The organism is Streptomyces sp. NPDC058650, assembly GCF_042717315.1.
Classification (GTDB): Bacteria; Actinomycetota; Actinomycetes; order Streptomycetales; family Streptomycetaceae; genus Streptomyces.
In genome coordinates this window covers 231,966-250,079 of record NZ_JBHXRL010000009.1, presented here as the reverse complement: position 1 = coordinate 250,079, position 18,114 = coordinate 231,966, and the positions used below count along the sequence as shown (strand labels likewise).

12 protein-coding genes and 1 pseudogene are annotated in these 18,114 nt (G+C 72.5%); 8 read left to right on the top strand and 5 right to left on the bottom strand.

All coding sequences use genetic code 11. The features are described from left to right. Positions 1-8 precede the first annotated feature (8 nt). Positions 9-2,315: a Tn3 family transposase gene (locus ACFWWU_RS18935; protein WP_384146524.1), complete on the top strand. Its 2,307-nt coding sequence runs from the start codon at positions 9-11 to the stop codon at positions 2,313-2,315. Here ACFWWU_RS18935 and ACFWWU_RS18930 read toward each other — a convergent pair. Next, positions 2,312-2,596: a hypothetical protein gene (locus ACFWWU_RS18930; RefSeq protein WP_384146522.1), complete on the bottom strand. Its 285-nt coding sequence runs from the start codon at positions 2,594-2,596 to the stop codon at positions 2,312-2,314. The two genes, ACFWWU_RS18935 and ACFWWU_RS18930, sit on opposite strands and share 4 nt — an antisense overlap. Positions 2,597-2,701: 105 nt before the next feature. Here ACFWWU_RS18930 and ACFWWU_RS18925 point away from each other — a divergent pair. Continuing rightward, a pseudogene (locus tag ACFWWU_RS18925) lies at positions 2,702-2,908 on the top strand (LLM class F420-dependent oxidoreductase); the annotation flags it as partial. Between the two features lie 151 nt (positions 2,909-3,059). Here ACFWWU_RS18925 and ACFWWU_RS18920 read toward each other — a convergent pair. After that, positions 3,060-4,493, bottom strand: a complete 1,434-nt coding sequence (locus ACFWWU_RS18920; protein WP_384146519.1) for a chondroitinase-B domain-containing protein — start codon at positions 4,491-4,493, stop codon at positions 3,060-3,062. A gap of 224 nt (positions 4,494-4,717) precedes the next feature. Here ACFWWU_RS18920 and ACFWWU_RS18915 point away from each other — a divergent pair, with 224 nt between their 5' ends. Beyond that, on the top strand, positions 4,718-8,419 hold the full coding sequence (locus ACFWWU_RS18915) for a choice-of-anchor D domain-containing protein (RefSeq protein ID WP_384146516.1): 3,702 nt from the start codon (positions 4,718-4,720) through the stop codon (positions 8,417-8,419). Between the two features lie 136 nt (positions 8,420-8,555). After that, on the top strand, positions 8,556-9,902 hold the full coding sequence (locus ACFWWU_RS18910) for a hypothetical protein (RefSeq protein ID WP_384146513.1): 1,347 nt from the start codon (positions 8,556-8,558) through the stop codon (positions 9,900-9,902). A gap of 16 nt (positions 9,903-9,918) precedes the next feature. Here the strand turns inward: ACFWWU_RS18910 and ACFWWU_RS18905 are convergent, their stop codons facing one another. Together ACFWWU_RS18905 and ACFWWU_RS18900 are read right to left on the bottom strand one after the other, a co-directional pair. Continuing rightward, positions 9,919-10,848 carry a DUF4232 domain-containing protein gene (locus tag ACFWWU_RS18905; protein ID WP_384146510.1) on the bottom strand — a complete coding sequence of 310 codons (930 nt, stop codon included), beginning with the start codon at positions 10,846-10,848 and terminating at the stop codon, positions 9,919-9,921. Continuing rightward, positions 10,841-11,554 carry a TetR/AcrR family transcriptional regulator gene (locus ACFWWU_RS18900; protein WP_384146507.1) on the bottom strand — a complete coding sequence of 238 codons (714 nt, stop codon included), beginning with the start codon at positions 11,552-11,554 and terminating at the stop codon, positions 10,841-10,843. Before ACFWWU_RS18900 ends, ACFWWU_RS18905 begins: the two co-directional genes overlap by 8 nt. Before the next feature lie 95 nt (positions 11,555-11,649). Here ACFWWU_RS18900 and ACFWWU_RS18895 point away from each other — a divergent pair, with 95 nt between their 5' ends. Then, complete coding sequence (locus tag ACFWWU_RS18895; RefSeq protein WP_384146504.1) at positions 11,650-13,284, top strand: amidohydrolase; 1,635 nt, start codon at positions 11,650-11,652, stop codon at positions 13,282-13,284. On the opposite strand, the gene ACFWWU_RS18890 is transcribed toward ACFWWU_RS18895, so the two are convergent. After that, entirely contained in the window at positions 13,251-14,525 is a 1,275-nt protein-coding gene (locus tag ACFWWU_RS18890) for a LacI family DNA-binding transcriptional regulator (protein WP_384146501.1), read from the bottom strand. The two genes, ACFWWU_RS18895 and ACFWWU_RS18890, sit on opposite strands and share 34 nt — an antisense overlap. A 131-nt stretch (positions 14,526-14,656) precedes the next feature. On the opposite strand from ACFWWU_RS18890, the gene ACFWWU_RS18885 reads away from it, so the two are divergent. From ACFWWU_RS18885 to ACFWWU_RS18875, 3 genes are read left to right on the top strand one after another with little or no spacing between them, the layout of a single operon-like run. Then, positions 14,657-16,294, top strand: a complete 1,638-nt coding sequence (locus ACFWWU_RS18885; protein WP_384146497.1) for an ABC transporter substrate-binding protein — start codon at positions 14,657-14,659, stop codon at positions 16,292-16,294. Beyond that, positions 16,294-17,247, top strand: coding sequence for an ABC transporter permease (locus ACFWWU_RS18880; RefSeq protein ID WP_384146494.1), 954 nt, complete (start codon positions 16,294-16,296; stop codon positions 17,245-17,247). Before ACFWWU_RS18885 ends, ACFWWU_RS18880 begins: the two co-directional genes overlap by 1 nt. Continuing rightward, the gene (locus ACFWWU_RS18875; protein WP_384146491.1) at positions 17,244-18,113 is read left to right on the top strand and encodes an ABC transporter permease; all 870 of its coding nucleotides are present in this window, start codon (positions 17,244-17,246) and stop codon (positions 18,111-18,113) included. Before ACFWWU_RS18880 ends, ACFWWU_RS18875 begins: the two co-directional genes overlap by 4 nt. Position 18,114: the final 1 nt, after the last annotated feature.

Here is an 18,114-nt window from a genome sequence, read left to right as displayed (position 1 = left end):
ACGAATCCTTGCGCGCCTTCGGCGGCCATGCGTGGAACCTGGATGCGATACCGCCGGGACGGCTGCAGGCCCTGGTGCGGTTCGCCAAGGCCGCCCGCGCCCAGGCCGTCTCCGACCTCGCCGGTGACCGACGCCTGGCCACCCTGGTGGCGTTCGCCGCGGTCATGCCGCAGCTCGCCGCCGATGAGGCGATCGAGGTCTTCGACCTGGTGATGGGCGACATCATCCGCAGCTCCGCCACCAAGATGACCAAGCAGAGGCTGCGGACGCTGAAGGACCTGGACGCCGCGGCGATCGAGCTGCGCAAAGCGTGGCTCGCCATCTGCACCACGGCCGCCGACCCCGAGGGCGACGTACGCGCGATGCTCGACGCGATGGACGTCGGCCCCGTCCACGCCGCGGCCGACACCGTCAAGGTCCTGGCCCAGCAGCCCGACGACGGTGCTGAGCAGATGCTCGCCGCCCGCTACAACACGATCGCCCGCTTCCTGCCCGGCCTGCTCAAGACGTTCACGTTCGAGGCGGGCGAGCCGGTGCTGGACGCGATCGGCTTCGTGAAGTCTCTCAAGGGCCGGCGCCGCCCCATCCAGGCTTGGGAGGTCCCCGCCAAGGTCCTCACCTCGGCCTGGCGGCGCCTGGTCTTCCCGCCCCCGCCGATGCCCGTGGGCAGCGTCGAGAAGCGCGCCCTGGTCGTCGCCTCCGCCGAGGCCCTGCGCTCGGCGCTGCACCGGCACGAGGTGTTCGTGCCGGGCCTGCGCAAGTGGGGCGACCCCAACGCCCGCCTGCTGAGAGATGCGGCGTGGGAGGCGGCCCGCGCCCGGGTCTGCGAGGAACTCGACCTCGACCCCAAGCCCGACAAGATCCTCAAAACCTGGACCGACCGGCTCGACAAGGCCCACCGGGAGTTCGCCGACGGTCTGGCCGCCAATCCCAACGTGCGCATCGAGCAGCAAGGAGGCCGCGACCGCATCATCCTCACCGGCCTGGACCGCCTGGACGAACCGGCCTCTCTGATCGACCTGAACAAGGAGATCGAGGCGCGGATGCCCGCCGTCGACCTGCCCGAGGTCGTGCTGGAGGTCAACTCCTGGGTTCCCTACCTGTCCGACTTCACCCATGTCTCCGAGTCCAACTCGCGTATGGACGACCTGGAGCTCTCCGTGGCCGCGGTCCTGACCAGCGAGGCCACCAACGTCGGTATCGAGCCGATCGTCCACGACGGCGTCGACGCCCTCAAGCGCGACCGGCTGTTCTGGGTCGAGCAGAACTACGTACGCGCGCATACCCTCTCGATGGCCAACGCCCGTCTGGTCGACTACCACACGCGTCTGCCGCTGGTGCAGGCGTGGGGCAGCGGGGAGCTGGCCTCCGCCGACGGGCTGCGCTTCGTCACCCCGATCCGCACCCTCAACTCCGGGCCGAACCCGAAGTACTTCGGCACCCGCCGACGCGGTGTGACGTTCTACAACTTCCTCTCGGACCAGTTCAGCGGCCTGCACGGAATCCTGATCCCCGGCACCCAGCGCGACTCCTTCTACATCGTCGACGGCCTCCTGGAGCAGGAGACCGCTCTGCGGCCGGTCGAGATCACCTCCGACACGCACGGCGCCACCGAGATCGTCTTCGGCCTCTTTCGCCTCATGGGCTACCAGTTTTCCCCGCGCCTCGCGGACGTCGGCAGCGCCACCCTCTACCGCGTCGCCCCGGACGCCGACTACGGGCCGCTCAACCCGGTCACCCGCGACAAGATAAATGTCAAGCAGATCACCACCCACTGGGACGAGCTGCTCCGCCTCGCGGGCTCCATGCACTCCGGCACCGTCAAAGCCTCCGAGGTCCTGCGCGTCCTCCCACCCGGCGGCAAGCCCACCCCCACCGGCAAGGCCGTGATGGAACTCGGCCGGCTGGACCGCAGCGCGTACCTGTCCACGTACTTCACCGACGAACTGCTGCGGCGCCGGGTCAACACCCAGCTCAACCGGCAGGAATCCCGCCACGAACTCGCCCGGAAGATCTACCACGGGCAGAAGGGCGAGCTTAGGCAGTCCTACCGAGAGGGCCAGGAAGACCAGCTCGGGGCACTGGGCCTGATGCTCAACATCGTTGTCCTGTGGAACACGGTGTACTTCCAGAAGATCATTATCGAGATGAGGGCCGAGGGCATCCACGTCCGCGACGAGGACATCGCCCGCCTCTCACCGCTGAAGTTCGCTCACATCAACTTCCACGGCCGCTACAGCTTCGCCCTGCCAGCCGAGATCCAGGGCGGACAGCTCCGCTCCACCGCCAAGCCCGAGAAGACCACCACGGTCTAGGACGGCTCCCCGGCCGGCTCGTCCTCGTCCGCGGCCTGGGCGAGCCGGTAGCGGACCTTCTCGTGCGAGAGGCCCACCTGACCGCCGATCTGCCGCAGTCCCCAGCCCTCCGCCTTCGCCGCGGCCATGCCCTCATCCAGGGCAGCGTCCGTCACCTCGTCCAGCACGGCCCGCAGCTGCACAAGCAGTCGCAGCCGGATGGCCGGGGCCAGTTCATCCAGCCCGGCACAGAACCGCGCCACGTCCGCCTTCAGGAAACCGATCGTCGGGTCGTCACTCATGGGCGCACCCTGACAGCCCACCTCACGAACCGTCAAAAGATTTGACGGCTACACCGGTTTTCTGTTCCGTTCCTACTCGGACCCCAAGCTCTCTCGCTCTTCGACCGGATCCCCTCCTACCAGCGTGTCATCGGACGCTCCGGCGGCATGCGGGCCGCCGACCTGGCGGTGATCGGCGACGAGGAGACCGTCGCCGCCGAGGTGCGGCGCTACCGCGAGGCGGGGGCGACGGAGGTGGTGTTCACGGCGACCCACCTGGGCGGCGACGCCGACCGCGTCCGTACGTGGAAACTGCTCGGCGAGCTGTCGAGGGGACACGACAGGCGTGGGTCCGGCATCAGGGCGTCCGGCACCGGGCGGTCCGGCGCCGGGGGGTCCGGTACCGGGGGGTCCGGTACCGGGCGGTCCGGCACGAGGCGGTGAAGCTCCCCGGCCTCACCCCCTCGTGCGTCCCTTCCCTCCGTCAGGAGGCGTTCGGGCCCACGTCCGCGGTCGTCAGGGGGCGGCGGACCGGGGCCAGGGTCGTGTACTCGTCCGCGCCGATGTCCCGGGCGGCACCGCGGGCGTGACCGTCGAGGTCCTCGGCCACGGTCACACCCGTCAGCGTCGCCGCCCCGATCGCCGGGCTGCCCGCCGCGAGGCGGAACACGCCGTCGGCCCCCTGCTGGAGGCGGGGGTCGACGCGGACGTAGCCCGCGGCGGGCAGGTTGCCGTCGGCCGCGGCGCCCCACAGGATGTTGCTCTGCCAGGTGAAACGGGTGGTCGCGCCCATCGCGACGAGGCTGCCGACGTCCCCGGCCAGCAGGTTGTCGGCGATCACCACGTCCTGGGGCGCGTGGTCCCGGGTCTCGCCCGAGAGCGTGCTCTTGTTGCCGCGCAGGGTGTTGTGCGCGATCACCGCACGGTCGCAGGCGTCGTTGCCGCGCCGCTCCTCGATGGTCTCGCCCTCGTGGTGGTCGCGGGTGGAGCCGCTGCCGATGACGAGGGCCCGGCCCGAGAGGCCCGCGAGGTAGTTGTTGACGATGAGGTGGTCGTTGCCGTAGACGCGCACGCCGTCGGTGCCGTCGAGGATGTGGTTGCCCTCCACCGTGGAGCCGTTGCCGTGGCGCAGCACGATGCCGCCGCGGCTGTCGCGGATCGTGTTGTACCGGATCGTGTTGCCGGAGGACTTCACGGAGACGGCCTCGGGGTCGCCGTCGCACCGCTCGAAGAGGTTGTACTCCACCTTCGCGTCCGCGCCGGCCAGCGCGCGGCCGCTGACGCCGAGGCGGATCGGCTCCCCGCCGTTGGCGCCGGTGTAGCTGTGGTCGGAGAAGTGGTTCCTGAAGAGCTGGAGGCGCTGGGCCATGGCGGTCGTGCCGGGGCCGTCGACCACGACGAAGATCCCCTCGGTGGTCTTGTCGTGGAAGTGGTTCCGGTCGATCTTGGCGTCGTCGCCGCGGACGACGACCCAGTCGAGTCCGCTGATGTCGGCGAACCGGAAGTCGTTGCGGGTCAGCCGGATGCGCGGGCTGCTCGCCGGGATCTCCAGGGTGGTGCTCTGCCGCAGGGCGAAGCCGCTGATGACGATGTTGCTGGAGTCGGCAAAAACGAAACTGCGCTCGCCCTGGAGCACGGCGCCGCCGCGGGACTCGGAGACGATGGTGATCGGTGCGCTGGTCGTGCCGTTCCTCCCCGAGACGGTGATCGCGCCACCGGACGGGACGGTGTACGTGCCGGCGGCGACGACGATCCGGTCCCCCGCGACCGCGCGGTCTATCGCGCTCTGGAGATCCTTCAGGTTCGTGACCCGGGTCTCCGTGGCCGCCGAGGCGCCCGTCGCGAGAAGCGTTTCGAGCGGTACGGCGGCGACCGCCGCGCCCAGCAAGCCGCCCTTGAGAAACGTACGACGCTGCATGATGCCTCCTGTGATGTCCCCGTTGGCGCCCGGACGGTACGGCAACTCCCCCAGCTTCGGGCCGGGCGCTGGCGTTCCGCTTACGCGCCGCTAACGGCGGCCGTTCGGGTGGACCTCGCCGGGCGAGGACGGGCGGCGGACCGTTCCCCGTCAGGGCCGGTTCACGATGGCCCCGGCGGAGCGCCCCGGTCTCCGTGCCCGCTCGACCAGGTGAAGGGGGAGAGATGGCCGGCCGACGCAGGGCGATCGCCCGACTGCTGACGATGTGCCTGGTGGTGGGTGCGGCCGGTGCCTGGACTCCGGCGGTGCGCGGTGCGCTCCCCGCCGACCAGACGACGATCTCCCACGACGACCTGCGGACCGGCTGGGACCGGGACGAGCCCGGTCTCGCGCCCGACCAGGTGTCGAGCTCGGACTTCGGCCTCCAGTTCTCGACCACCGTCGACGGACAGGTGTACGCGCAGCCGCTGGTCGTGGGGCGCACGCTCGTCGCGGCCACCGAGAACAACAAGGTGTACGGGATCGACGCGGCCACCGGGGGGATCGGCTGGACCAAGGACCTCGGCGCCCCCTGGCCGGCCTCGGCGATCAGCTGCGGGGACCTGGTGCCGAACATCGGGGTGACCGCCACCCCGGTCTACGACCCGGCGAGCAACGCCGTGTACCTGACTTCCAAGGTGAACGACGGGCCCGACGTCCAGCACCCCAACTGGTACGTGCACGCGCTGGACCCGGTGACCGGCGCCGAGCGCGCGGGCTGGCCCGTGAAGGTGGCGGGTGCGCCGGTGAACGACCCGGGGCGGGCGTTCAACCCGTACACGGCGGGGCAGCGGCCCGGGCTGCTCCTCATGGGCGGCTCCGTCTACGCGTCCTTCGCCTCGCACTGCGACCGGGGGCCGTACGTCGGGTACGTGATGGGCGTCAACACCTCGACGCGCCGGACGACGCTCTGGGCCACCGAGGACTCCTCCGCCAACGGCATGGCCGGGATCTGGATGAGCGGTGGCGGTCTCGTCTCCGACGGCCCGGGCCGGATCCTCTTCTCGACGGGCAACGGGGTCTCGCCCGCGCCGGGCCCCGGCAGCCTGCCGCCGGGTCAGCTCGCGGAGTCCGTGGTCCGGCTCGGGGTGAACAGCGACGGCACGATGTCGGCGCAGGACTTCTTCAGTCCCTCGAACGCCTCCCAGCTCGACCTGAACGACACCGACCTGGGCTCGGGCGGACCGGTGGCCCTGCCGGGCCCGGTGTTCGGCACCAGCCGCCATCCGCGGCTGCTCGTCCAGATCGGCAAGGACGGGCGGCTGTTCCTGCTCGACCGGGACGACCTCGGCGGCCGGAGCCAGGGTCCTGGCGGCACCGACAAGGTGCTCGGCGCCTTCGGTCCGTACGAGGGTGTCTGGGGGCATCCCGCGGTGTACGGCGGGCAGGGCGGTTACGTCTACACGATCGGCAGCGGCGGCCCGCTGCGGGCCTTCGCGTACGGGCTCACCGGCTCGGGTCTCCCGGGCCTGACGAACACGGGCAGCAGCGCGCAGCGCTTCGGCTACACCTCGGGCTCTCCGGTGGTGACCTCGACGGGGACGAATCCGGGGTCGGCGCTCGTGTGGGCGGTCGCGTCGGACGGGGCGAGCGGCGCCAACGGGCAGCTGCGGGCGTACGACGCGGTGCCCGTGAACGGGGCGCTGCGGCTGCGCTGGTCGGCGCCTATCGGGGTGGCGTCGAAGTTCGCCGTGCCCGCGACCGACGGCGGGCGGATCTATGTGGGCACGCGGGACGGGCACGTGCTGGCGTTCGGGCGCCCGGCGAACACCGCCCTGACGGGTGAGCCGGTGGACGCGGGCGAGGTGGCGGTCGGCTCGGCGGGGAGCGTCACGGCCACGGTCACGGCGACCCGGGACGTGACGCTCACCGGGGTGAGCACGCCGGCGGGCGGCCCGTTCTCCGCGACCTCGGCCGGGCTGCCGCGCACGCTGCGGGCGGGCGAGACCCACACCGCGCGGGTGACGTTCTCCCCCACGACGCCCGGCCCGGACACCTCGGCGCTGACCTTCGCCACCGACCTCGGCGACAGCGCGCTCGGGCTCACGGGATACGGCACCCGGCCCGGGCTCCTCGCCTCGCCGGGCGCGCTCGACTTCGGCACGGTGCCGACCACGTCGAGCAAGTCGCTCGGCGTGACGTTCACGAACACGGGCACGGCCGACGAGACGATCTCCGCGGTCTCCGTCCCGGGCGCTCCTTTCGGCGCGGCGGACCCGCCGTCCGTCGGCACGGTCGTGAAGCCCCGGCAGTCCGTCACCGTGCAGGTGACGTACGCCCCGACCGCCGCCGGTGAGCACACGGGAACGCTCGCCGTCGGCGGCGCGAACGGCATGGCGTCCGTGTCCGTGACCGGTACGGCGGTGACCGGGCGTGCGGAGCTCACGGTCACGCCCACCTCGACGGCCTTCGGTGAGGTGAAGGTCGGTCAGTCGGTCACCAGGACCTTCGACATCAGCAACACCGGCAACATCCCGCTCACCATCACCAAGGCGAAACCGCCCGCGGCGCCCTTCCACGTCACGAACCCGATCAGCGAGGGCCAGGTCCTCGGCCCCGAGGACGTGGTCCACCAGGCCGTGACCTTCTCGCCCACCTCGATCGGGGCGGTGACGGCCGCGTACGAGCTGACCTCGGACGACGGGCGGGGCCCGCGCAACGAGACGCTGACCGGTACCGGGGTGGCGGGCACCGGGGTCACCGTGCCCTCGCCGGGCGCGGGCGGCTGGCGGCTCAACGGCGCTGCCGGGATCTCCGGCAACGACCTCCAGCTCACGCAGGCGAGCGCGTCCCAGCGGGGTTCGGCGGTGTGGCCGGTCCCCGTGCTCACCGACGGTCTCAAGGCCTCGTTCACCACGGTGATCGGCGGCGGCACCGGGGCCGACGGCCTCACCTTCGCCCTCCTCGACCCGGCCAGGACGACGCCGACCGCGCTCGGCGGCGTGGGCGGCGGCCTCGGTTACGCCGGGCTCCCGGGGGTGGCCGTCGCCTTCGACACGTACCGCAACCCCGGGGATCCGTCGGCCAACTTCGTCGGTGTCGCGACCGGCGGCAGCGGCTCGGCCCTCACGTACGCGGCGACGACGTCGAGCGTCCCGAACCTGCGCGCGGGCACCCACACGGTCACCGTCGCGGTGACCGGCAAGACGGTCACGGTCTCCGTCGACGGAACGCAGCGGCTGCGGACGACGGTGGCCTCGCTGCCCCCGGCGGCCCTGCTCGCCTTCACGGGCGGGACGGGCGGCCTGACCGACATCCACGCCGTGCGCGGCGCGGCGATCACCTCCCCGTCGTACGCGCTGCCGCCGCCCGGGCCCAACGGCTGGACGTACAACGGCGCCGCCGCCCTGTCCGGCACGAGCCTCGTCCTCAACCCCGCCCAGGCGTACGTCAAGGGCTCGGCGATCCAGGCCACGGCGGTGCCGTCGGCCCGGCTGCGGGCCCGGTTCACCGCGACGCTCTCGGGCGGCACCGGCGCCGACGGGCTCGCCCTGCTGCTCCTCGACGCGACCCGGACCACGCCGAAGGCGCTGGGCTTCGGAGGCGGCGGACTCGGCTACAGCGGGCTGCCCGGGGTGGCGGTCGCCCTGGACACCTACCGCAACCCGGGCGAGCCGTCGTCGAACTTCGTCGGCGTGGCCACGAGCGGCTCGGCGTCCACCCTGCGGTACGCCGCGACCTCGACCGCCGTCCCCGCGCTGCGTACGGGCAGTCACGTGGTCGACGTGAACGTGACCGCGGCCGGGCGTCTCCTCGTCCTCGTCGACGGGGTGCAGGTCATCGACGTGGCGGTGTCGCTACCGAAGAACGTCCTGGTCGGATTCGGCGGCGCCACCGGCGGCCTGACGGACCGCCATGTGGTCTCGGGGGTCCGCGTCGGCTACTGAGCAGGGGTGCCGGGGCGCCGCCGGAACCGGTGACCGGCGACCTGCCCCGGCAGCTGTCCGCATGCCGGACGGGCGCGGTAATCTGCTCGCCTTTCGGAGCAGGTACCCGATCACTTCCCTGAGGCGAGCGATACACATGACCGAACTGAGCCGGATATTCGTGGCCGAGTGCCTGAGCGGGGACGGCGCCCTCGGCGAGGCCGTCGCCCGGGCCGCGTTCCCCCCGGGCTTCGAGAAGGCCTGGCGGTCGTACCTGCTGCCCCGGCCCTGGTTCGTGGACGCCGCGGAGACGGAGGCCTTCGCGCGGGACCTGGGTGGCCTCTTCGACCTTCTGGTGTCGCTGCCGCGGCGGCTCTTCGACGGTGACATGGCGCGGTACGGGGCGGCCATCGGGATCGACCCCCGGCTCGTGTCGCTGCTCCGCCGGGGCGGCTCCGGGGCTCCCGACAGGCTGGGCCGCGCCGACGCGTACCACGACGGCACCTCGTACAAGCTCCTGGAGTTCAACCTCGGCAGTGAGGTGGGCGGGCTCGAACTGGCCGTGTTCAACCAAGGGCTGCTCGGCGTACCGGAGTTCGACGCTTTCGCGCGGAAGCACGGTCTCGGACACGTCGACATCGGTGCCCGGATGGCGGCGGTGCTGCGCGAGCGGGCGAAGCCCGCGCTGTCGGGCGGCGGGGAGCCGGTCGTCGGGCTCATCGAGGGCCGCGGCGGCGTCGCCGCGTACGGACGGATGATGGTCGCCACGCAGGAGGCGATGGCCGCGCACGGTCTCGACCTGCGGATCGGCGAGGTCGGGGACGTACGCACCCGGGGCGACGGCAAGTTGACCCTGGACGGGACTCCGCTCGACCTGGTCGTGCGGAACTTCGCGGCCGGTCAGCTGTTGGAGGACCCGGCGGGCCCGGAGGTGGCGGAGCCGTTCTTCCGCGCCCACGAGGCGGGCAGGACCGTGCTGTTCACCACCCTGGAGAGCGGCTTCTACGGGAACAAGAGCGCGCTCTCGCTGCTCACCGACCCGCGCTGGAGCACCGCCTTCGACGCGGACGAGCGGGCTCTGGTGGAGCGGCTGCTGCCGTGGAGCCGCACGGTGACTGGCGCGGGTCCCGCCGGGGTCTCGGAGATCGTGGACCTCTGCCGGGAGCGGCGGGCGGAGCTCATCCTCAAGCCGGGAGCCGGATACGGCGGTCTGGACACGTTCGTCGGCTGGGAGAGCACCGACGCGGAGTGGCGGGCGGCGCTGTCCGTCGCGGTCGAGCACGGCGGTTACGTGGCCCAGGAGCGGGTCGTCCCGCGTGCCGAGCCCGTCTACGACCCGGCGACGGGGGCCGTCGAGGACTGGATCGCGGTCCTGGGGGTCTTCCTCACCGACGACGGGTACGCCGGGACGCACGCGCGGGCGAACCGGGCCGACGGCGGCGCGATCGTCGGGCTGAGCAGCAATCCGGGCACCCGCATGGTCGGCGTGTTCTCCCACCCCTGACGGGCGCCCGGAGCTCTCAGCGCGTGCCGTCCTTCTTCCAGGGGCCGATGCCGAGCTTCCCCGTCGTGCCGAGGTCGAGTTCGGGCGTGACCATGACCGGGGCGGCGCCGGGCCTGGCCCACACGCGGGCGTAGGGGGCGTTGACGGGCTCGCCGGCCTCGACGGTGTTGCGCCAGACCAGGCCGGCGTGCGCGCGCTCGCCGGGCGCCAGCACGAGCGGCCGCGCGGGCCCCTCCATTCCGGTCCCGCCGGCGATCCGCTCGCCGCCCTGGAGGAGTTCCACGCCGTCGACGGGTGCGCGGTCCTCGTCGGCGAGCCCGATCCGGGGGTAGCCGTTCAGCGCGTAGGGCGCGGTCCCGCAGTTCTCCAGGTGGAGGCCGACGACCCGGAGCCCCATGGCGGCGTCGCCGTCGTCGGCGTACACGCGCACGCCCGAGGGCGGGCAGGGGCCCGACTCGGAGGGTGCTTCGGCGGTCGGGACGCTCCGGACCGTGAGGACCTTGAACCGTCCGCCGGCGGCCGCGTCCGGGGGGACGTCCGCGGCGGTGACGGTGCGTCGGACGGTCTTGCCGGGGGCGACGGCCGGGACGGTCTCCTTGACGGTCGTCATCGCCTGGCCGCTCTCCGTCAGGAACGAGAAGGCGATCGTGTACGTGAAGGGTTCGGTCTCGGCGCTGGTGACCGTGTACTCGGCGCAGGGCAGGGCCTGTCCGGCGGTGGCGCCGGGGACGGCAGTGGAGCCGGGGACAGCGGTGGCGCCGGGAACGGCGGACTCGCCCGTGCCCGTGATGGTGACCCCGTCCTCGGGCGGGCCGTCGCCCGGCCGGGCCGCGCAGCCCGCCGCCGTGGCGGACGGCGCCGATGACCCGGCGCCCGCCCGCTCCGTACCGCAGGCCGTGAGCAGCAGCAGACCGGCGAGGGCGGCGGGGAACGCGGCACTACGCACGCGGGATCTCCTGGGGGTGGAGCGCCGCCACCGCGCTGAGCATCAGCTCCAGGGCGAAGGGGTATCCGCTGTCCCGCATGTCGGCGGCGAGCAGCGGGTAGGTCGCGGCGATGTTCGGATGGGTGTCGGACGACAGTCTGCCGTACACCGACTGCCAGACCTCCTGGTCCCCCTCCCGTGCGGCGGTCGGCAGGGCCGCCGCGGCGGCGTCCTGGGCGGCGAAGGCGAGGGCCTGGTCGACGAAGGCGTGGTAGATCCGCACCGCGAGGGGGTCGGGGAAGCCACCGGAGCGGAGGATGCCGAGGATCCGCTCGACGGCCCGGGTCTCGTGGGAGCGACCGGTCGTGCGGTACGCGCCGAGGACCGCGGCCTGCGGATGGGAGAGGTAGCAGGCGTGGATGCGCAGGCCCATCGAGCGGAGGTCCTGCCGCCAGTCGCCCGTCGCCGTCCAGCCGTCCTGTGCCCGGCCGATGAGCTCGTCGGCGATCGCGAGGAGGAGCGCGTCGGTGTTGCGGAAGTAGCGGTAGAGCGCGCTGGGGTCGGCGCCGAGCGCGGCGCCCAGCCTCCGTACCGACAGGGCTTCGGCGCCGTGCTGGGCGACGAGGCGGAGCGCCGTCTCGACGATCAGCTGCTCCGAGAGGACGGCGCCCCGCTTGGTGGGGCGGCGACGCTGCCGGCTGCCTTCGGGGACCACGCGTTCGGACATGGCCGGGACCTTACGTCAACACCATTGACGTGTAAACGGCCTTGCCGCTTCCATAGCGCCCAACCACCTGCCGCCTCATGTTCTGGAGCATTCGCATGGCCAAGGCCGATCTGGTCTTCACCCGCGGTCCCGTCTTCACGGTGGACCCGGCCCGTACCCGGGCGACCTCGCTCGCCGTCATCGGCGAGCGGATCGCCGCCGTCGGCCACGACGAGGTGCGCGAGCTGATCGGCCCGGACACCGAGGTCGTCGACCTGACGGGGAAGCTGCTGGTCCCGGGCTTCCAGGACGCGCACGTCCACGCGGTGTTCGCCGGGGCGGAGCTGGCCCAGTGCGACCTGTCGGGGACCGTCAGCGTCGACGAGTACCTGCGCCTGGTCCGTGCCTACGCGGACGCGAACCCGGACCGTGAGTGGATCTCCGGCGGCGGCTGGTCGATGGAGAGCTTCGAAGGCGGTCTGCCGACCCGGCAGCTGCTCGACTCGGTCGTCCCGGACCGGCCGGTCCTGCTGTCGAACCGTGACCACCACGGCGCCTGGGCGAACACGCGGGCGCTGGAGCTGGCGGGGATCACCGCCGAGACGCCCGACCCCGTCGACGGCCGCATCGAGCGGGAGGCGGACGGCACCCCCAGCGGCATGCTCCAGGAGGGCGCGGCCGGCCTCGTCGGCCACCTGGTGCCGCCGATGTCGTACGCGGACCGCCTCGCCGGCCTGTACCGCGCCCAGTCGCTGCTGCACTCCCTCGGTGTCACCGGCTGGCAGGACGCCATGCTCGGCGAGTTCCACGGGCAGCCCGACCCCTCCGACGCCTACCTGACCGCCGCGCTCGACGGCACGCTGACCGCCCGCGTGACCGGCGCGCTCTGGTGGGACCGCGAGCGCGGCGCCGAGCAGATCCCCGAGCTGGTGGCCCGGCGCGCGAAGCTGGACGCCGGCCGGTTCCGTGCGACGTCCGTCAAGATCATGCAGGACGGTGTCGCGGAGAACTTCACCGCCGCGATGACCACCCCGTACCTGGACGGCTGCGGCTGTGCCACCGCCAACTCCGGGCTGAGCTTCGTCGACCCCGACGCGCTGCGCGGCTACGTGACCGAGCTCGACGCCCTCGGCTTCCAGGTCCACTTCCACGCCCTGGGCGACCGGGCCGTCCGGGAGGCCCTCGACGCGATCGAGGCCGCCATGGAGGCCAACGGGCGCCGCGGCAACCGTCACCACCTCGCCCACCTCCAGGTCGTCCACCCCGACGACCTGACCCGCTTCGCCGCGCTCGGCGCCATCGCCAACATCCAGCCGCTGTGGGCGGCCCACGAGCCGCAGATGGACGAGCTGACGATTCCGTTCCTCGGCGCGGAGCGTGCCGCCTGGCAGTACCCCTTCGGCAGTCTGGTCCGCGCCGGGGCCACGCTCGCCGCCGGCAGCGACTGGCCCGTCAGCAGCCCCGACCCGATCGCGGGCATCCACGTGGCCGTGAACCGCCGGGACCCGGAGTCCGCCGACGCGCCGGTGTTCTACCCCGAGCAGCGGCTGGACCTCCCGACCGCGCTGGCCGCCTACACCGCCGGCACCGCCCATGTGAACGGTCACGACGACGCGGGCAGCCTGCGCGCCGGGAACCTCGCCGACCTCGTGGTCCTGGACCGCGACATCCTCACGGCACCGCCGGAGGAGATCGGCCGGGCCCGGGTGGAGCGGACCTACGTCGGCGGCAAGCTCGTCCACGCGAGCTGAGACGGCCGGGACTGGTCGTGCTGCCGCACCGAGGACGCGCGGACGTCGAGGCGGGTCGGGACGAGTGTCCCGGCCGGTTCCCGGTCACCGTGCTCCAGGACCCTCACCAGGTGTTCGATGCCCGCCTCCGCGATCGCCTCGGGCCGCAGGCTCAGGGTGGTCACGGGCGGCTCGGTGTGCTCGGCCGTGACGTCCTCGCTCACACAGACGAGGAGCAGATCGCCGGGTACGTCGTAGCCGTGGCGACGCGCCGCCTCCAGGACGAGGGGCGGGCTCGCCTCGGCCACGACGAGGAGGGCGTCCGGCCGGTCACCACCGTCAGACGGGTCACCACCGCCCGGCCTGTCACCACCGTCAGACCGGTCACCACCGCCCGGCCTGTCACCACCGTCAGACCGGTCACCACCGCCCGGCCTGTCACCACCGTCAGACCGGTCACCACCGCCCGGCCTGTCACCGCCATCCGGCCGGTCGTCGTCCTCGCCCGCCGGGCCTCCCGCCAGGGCGGTCTCGACGGCGTGGACCACCGGTCCGTTGCCGGGCTCTCCGACCCGTACGACCCGCTCCGGCAGGCCGTGCTCCGCGCACCACTCCCGGTGGGCGGCGAAGACCTCGGCGTGGAAGCGGGTGGTGCTGTCGGGTACGACGAGGACCGGCCTCCGGGCGCCCTGCTCCAGGAAGTGGTCCAGGGCGGTGCGGACGGCGGCGCTCGTGTCGACGTCCACCCAGTACGCCCCGGGCCGCCCCTCCACGGAGCGGTCGCTGAAGACGGGGATCCCGGCGGCGAGCACGTCGTCGACGATCCGGTCGTCGGCATCGGGATCGGTCACGACCACGGCGTCGAGCGGCAGGTCGGCCCACTCGTTCTGCAGGGATCCGGTGGGCAGCAGGACCATGGCGTAGCCGCGTCGCAGCGCGGTCGCCGCCGTGGCCCCGGTCAGCCGGGCGAAGTACGGCGACTCCAGGAACACCGAGGTGACGTCGGCCGTCTCGCCGACCATGAATCCGATCAACTTGGCTCGTCCCGCGCGTAGTTGGCGCGCGGTGACATTGGGCCGATAACCCATTCTGCGCGCGGTCTCGCGGGCTTTCTCCCGTACGGCGGGTGAGAGCCTTCCGGTGTCGTTGAGAGCCGCCGAGACGGTCGTCTTGGACAGGCCCGCCTCGCGGGCGACGTCGACGAGGCGGACGCGCGGGGTGGGTGAAGAGGGCTGCCCGCCGTGCCGTGATCCAGAGGTCATGGAGCGATGGTGCCACCCTCCTGACCTTTGCAAAACCGTTCCCGCAGGACCTTGTGCGGGAACGTTCCCGCATTAATACTCGCTCCATCCCCCCAGCGCCCGTCACTACACCCGTAAAGGGGTGGGTCTGCATGCGCATGTCGAGAACCATCGCGCTCCTCACCTGTACCGCCGCCCTCGCCGCCACGACCGCCGCCTGCTCCGGCGCCACCAAGCCCGGTGCCGCCCCCGGCGGCGGGCCCGGCTACGAGGTCACCCCGATGTCGCCCCCCGCGAAGGGCACCCTGGACTCGTTCACCTGGTCCCTGTACGCCGAGCCGTACACGCTCGACTACGCCCTGGCGTACGACTACCCGCCGAACACCGTGCTCGCCAACGTCTGCGAGCAGCTCTTCCGCGTCACGCCCGACATGAAGATCGAGCCCGGTCTCGCGGTCAAGTACGAGCAGCCCGATCCGCGCACGCTGGTCTACACCCTCCGCTCCGGGGTGAAGTTCCACGACGGCACGACCATGACCGCCGACGACGTCGTGGCCTCCCTCAAGCGCCAGATGGACCCGGCGACCGGATCGCCGTGGGGTTCGGCCTTCAAGAACGTCGACACCATCGAGAAGACCGGCCCGCTGGAGGTGACCCTCCGCCTCGGCAAGGCCGACGTCCTGCTGCACGAGCTGATGGCCGCCTCCCCCGGCACCATCGAGAGCGCCGCCTACCTGGCCAAGGCCGGCAAGGACTACGGCACGCCCAAGGGCGGCGTGAACTGCACCGGCCCCTTCTCCCTCGAATCCTGGGACGCGGGCTCGGGCATCACCCTGAAGAAGAACGCCGCCTACTGGGACCCGAAGCTCGCGCCCAAGTCGGAGTCCGTCGAGTTCACGTTCATCGAGGACCCGGCGGCCCGCACCAGCGCCTTGCTCTCCGGCACCGCCGACGGCGGCTACATGGTGCCCACGTCCTCGATCCAGCAGCTGCGCACCAGCGGCAAGGGCACGCTCCTCTTCGGCCCCAACACCGCCGCCGCCGACCTCGCCGTCCTCGACCTGCACGGCCCGCTCGGCAACCTCAAGGTCCGCCAGGCCCTCTCCATGGCGCTCGACCGGAAGAACATCGTCAAGGCCGCGGCCGGCGGCGTCGGCGTCCCCGCGAAGGCGCCCGCCGCGCGCGGCGCCTGGTCGCTCGCCCCGGAGAAGACCGCCGAGCTCTACGACACGCTGCCCGAGCCCGTCTACGACGTCGAGGCCGCGAAGAAGCTCGTCCGGGAGGCCGGCGCCTCCGGCCGGACCCTCACCCTGGTCACCAGCACCCTCGCCCCCGAGATCAGCATCGTCGCCACCGCCGTACAGGCCGCCGGGCGGCAGATCGGCCTCGACGTCAAGCTGAAGTCCGTCGCGCCCGAGGCGTACAGCAGCATCTTCGTCGACCCCGACGCGCGCGCCGGCCTCGACCTGGTGATCACCAACGGGTACGACAACACTCCCGACCCGCTGGAGTTCTACCAGTACTTCCGCACCGGGGACTTCGGGAACTACGGCAACTGGTCGAACGCCGAGTACGACGTCGCCTTCGACCGCGCGAACTCGGAGCCCGACCCGGCCAAGCGCGCCGAGAAGACCGCCGAGCTCCAGAAGATCGCCCTGCGCGAGCTGCCGAGCATCCCCGTCTACGAGGCGCCGTACAACGTCTTCCTCGGCAAGCGCATCACCGGTGCCCCCACCGGCATCTCCCAGCTGTACTACCCGTGGGCCGCGACGATCGGGGCCGCGAAGTAATGACCCGATACCTCGTCGGCCGGCTCCTCGGGCTGGTGGCGGTGCTGTTCGTGACCTCGCTCGTGGTCTTCGGCGCCATCCACCTGGCCCCCGGCGACCCGGTGACCTTCCTGCTCCACGGCCGCCCCGCGACGCCCGAGGCCGTGGCGGCCCTGCGCACCCAGTACCACCTGGACGACCCGCTGGCCGTCCAGTACGCGAAGTGGCTCGGCGGCGTCCTCACGGGCGACTTCGGCACCTCCGCCCAGTTCCACCAGGACGTCACCGACCTCATCGCCTCCCGGCTGCCCGGCACGGCGCTGCTCGTCGCGTACGCGGCGCTGCTCGTCACGCTGATCGGCGTGGGGTCCGGGATCCTCGCCGCGCTGCGCCCCGGCCCGCTGGACCGGACGGTGCTCATCGGCACCGGTGTCGCCACCGCGACCCCGTCCTTCGTGAGCGCCATCGTGCTCGTGTCGCTCTTCTCCGTGCAGCTGGGCTGGTTCCCCGGCCCCGGCGGCACGCCGGTGGGCTTCTCGCAGCAGCTCTACCACCTGACGCTGCCGGCCTTCGCCCTGGCGATGACCTTCGCCGGGCTGCTCGCCCGGGTCACCCGCTCGGCGATGCTCGACGAGCTCGGCCGGGAGCACGTCGAGGTCTCCCGGGCACGCGGCGTCGCGGGCCGGACCGTGGTCCGGCGGCACGTCCTGCGCAACGCCCTCGGCCCGGTCGTCACGGTCGGCGGCACGATGCTCGCCGGCCTCCTCATCAGCACCTCGATCGTCGAGACCGCCTTCGACGTGCCCGGGCTCGGCTCCCTGCTCGTGTCGTCGGTGACGGCCCAGGACTTCGCGGTCGTGCAAGCGATCACGCTGCTCAGCGTCGCCGCCTTCGTCCTCGTGAACCTCGTCGTCGACCTGCTCGCGCCCCTCATCGACCCCCGGCTGTCGCTCCACGGGGAAGGCTCCTCATGACCACCACCACCTCCGCGGTGCCGTACCGCAGGCCCGGCCTGCGCCGGCTGCGCGCCCTCGGCCAGGGCCCCCTCTTCACCGTCTCGGTCGCGGTGCTCGTCGCCCTCGTCCTGGTCGCCCTCCTCGCGCCCGTCCTCGCCCCGTACGACCCCGAGGCCGTCGACCTCACGGCGAGCCTCGTCGGGACCGGCGCCGACCACCTCCTCGGCACCGACCAGTCCGGGCGGGACATCCTGTCCCGGCTGCTCCACGGCGCCCGCACCGGGCTCCTCGGACCGCTGCTCGTCGTCGCCGTCTCCACCCTCCTCGGCACCCTGATCGGCGTCGTGGCGGCCTGGCGGGGCGGCTGGGCGGACACGCTCCTGTCCCGCTCGATGGACATGGTCTTCGCGATCCCCGGACTGCTCCTCGCGATCCTCCTCGTGACCGTCGTCGGCTCCGGGATGACCGCGCCGGTGATCGCCATGGCCGTGGCGTACACCCCGTACGTGGGCCGTCTGGTGCGCGGCATCGCGCGCCAGGAGAAGGCCCGCCCGTACATCGAGGCGTACCGGGTGCAGGGCTGGTCCGGCTGGACCGTCTGCCTGCGCCACCTGCTGCCGAACATCGCCCCGACGGTGTTCGCCCAGTCCGCGATGAACTTCGGGTACGCCCTCATGGACCTGGCCGCGCTCTCCTACCTCGGCTTCGGCGTGCAGCCGCCGACCGCCGACTGGGGCGCCATGATCAACGAAGGTCAGTCGGCCGTCCAGCAGGGGGCGATGCTGCCCGCCCTCGCGCCCTCCGCGTGCATCGTGCTCGCCGTGGTGGCGTTCGGCATCGTCGGCGAGGGACTCGCCGACCGGATCGCGAAGCGTGAGCGGTGAA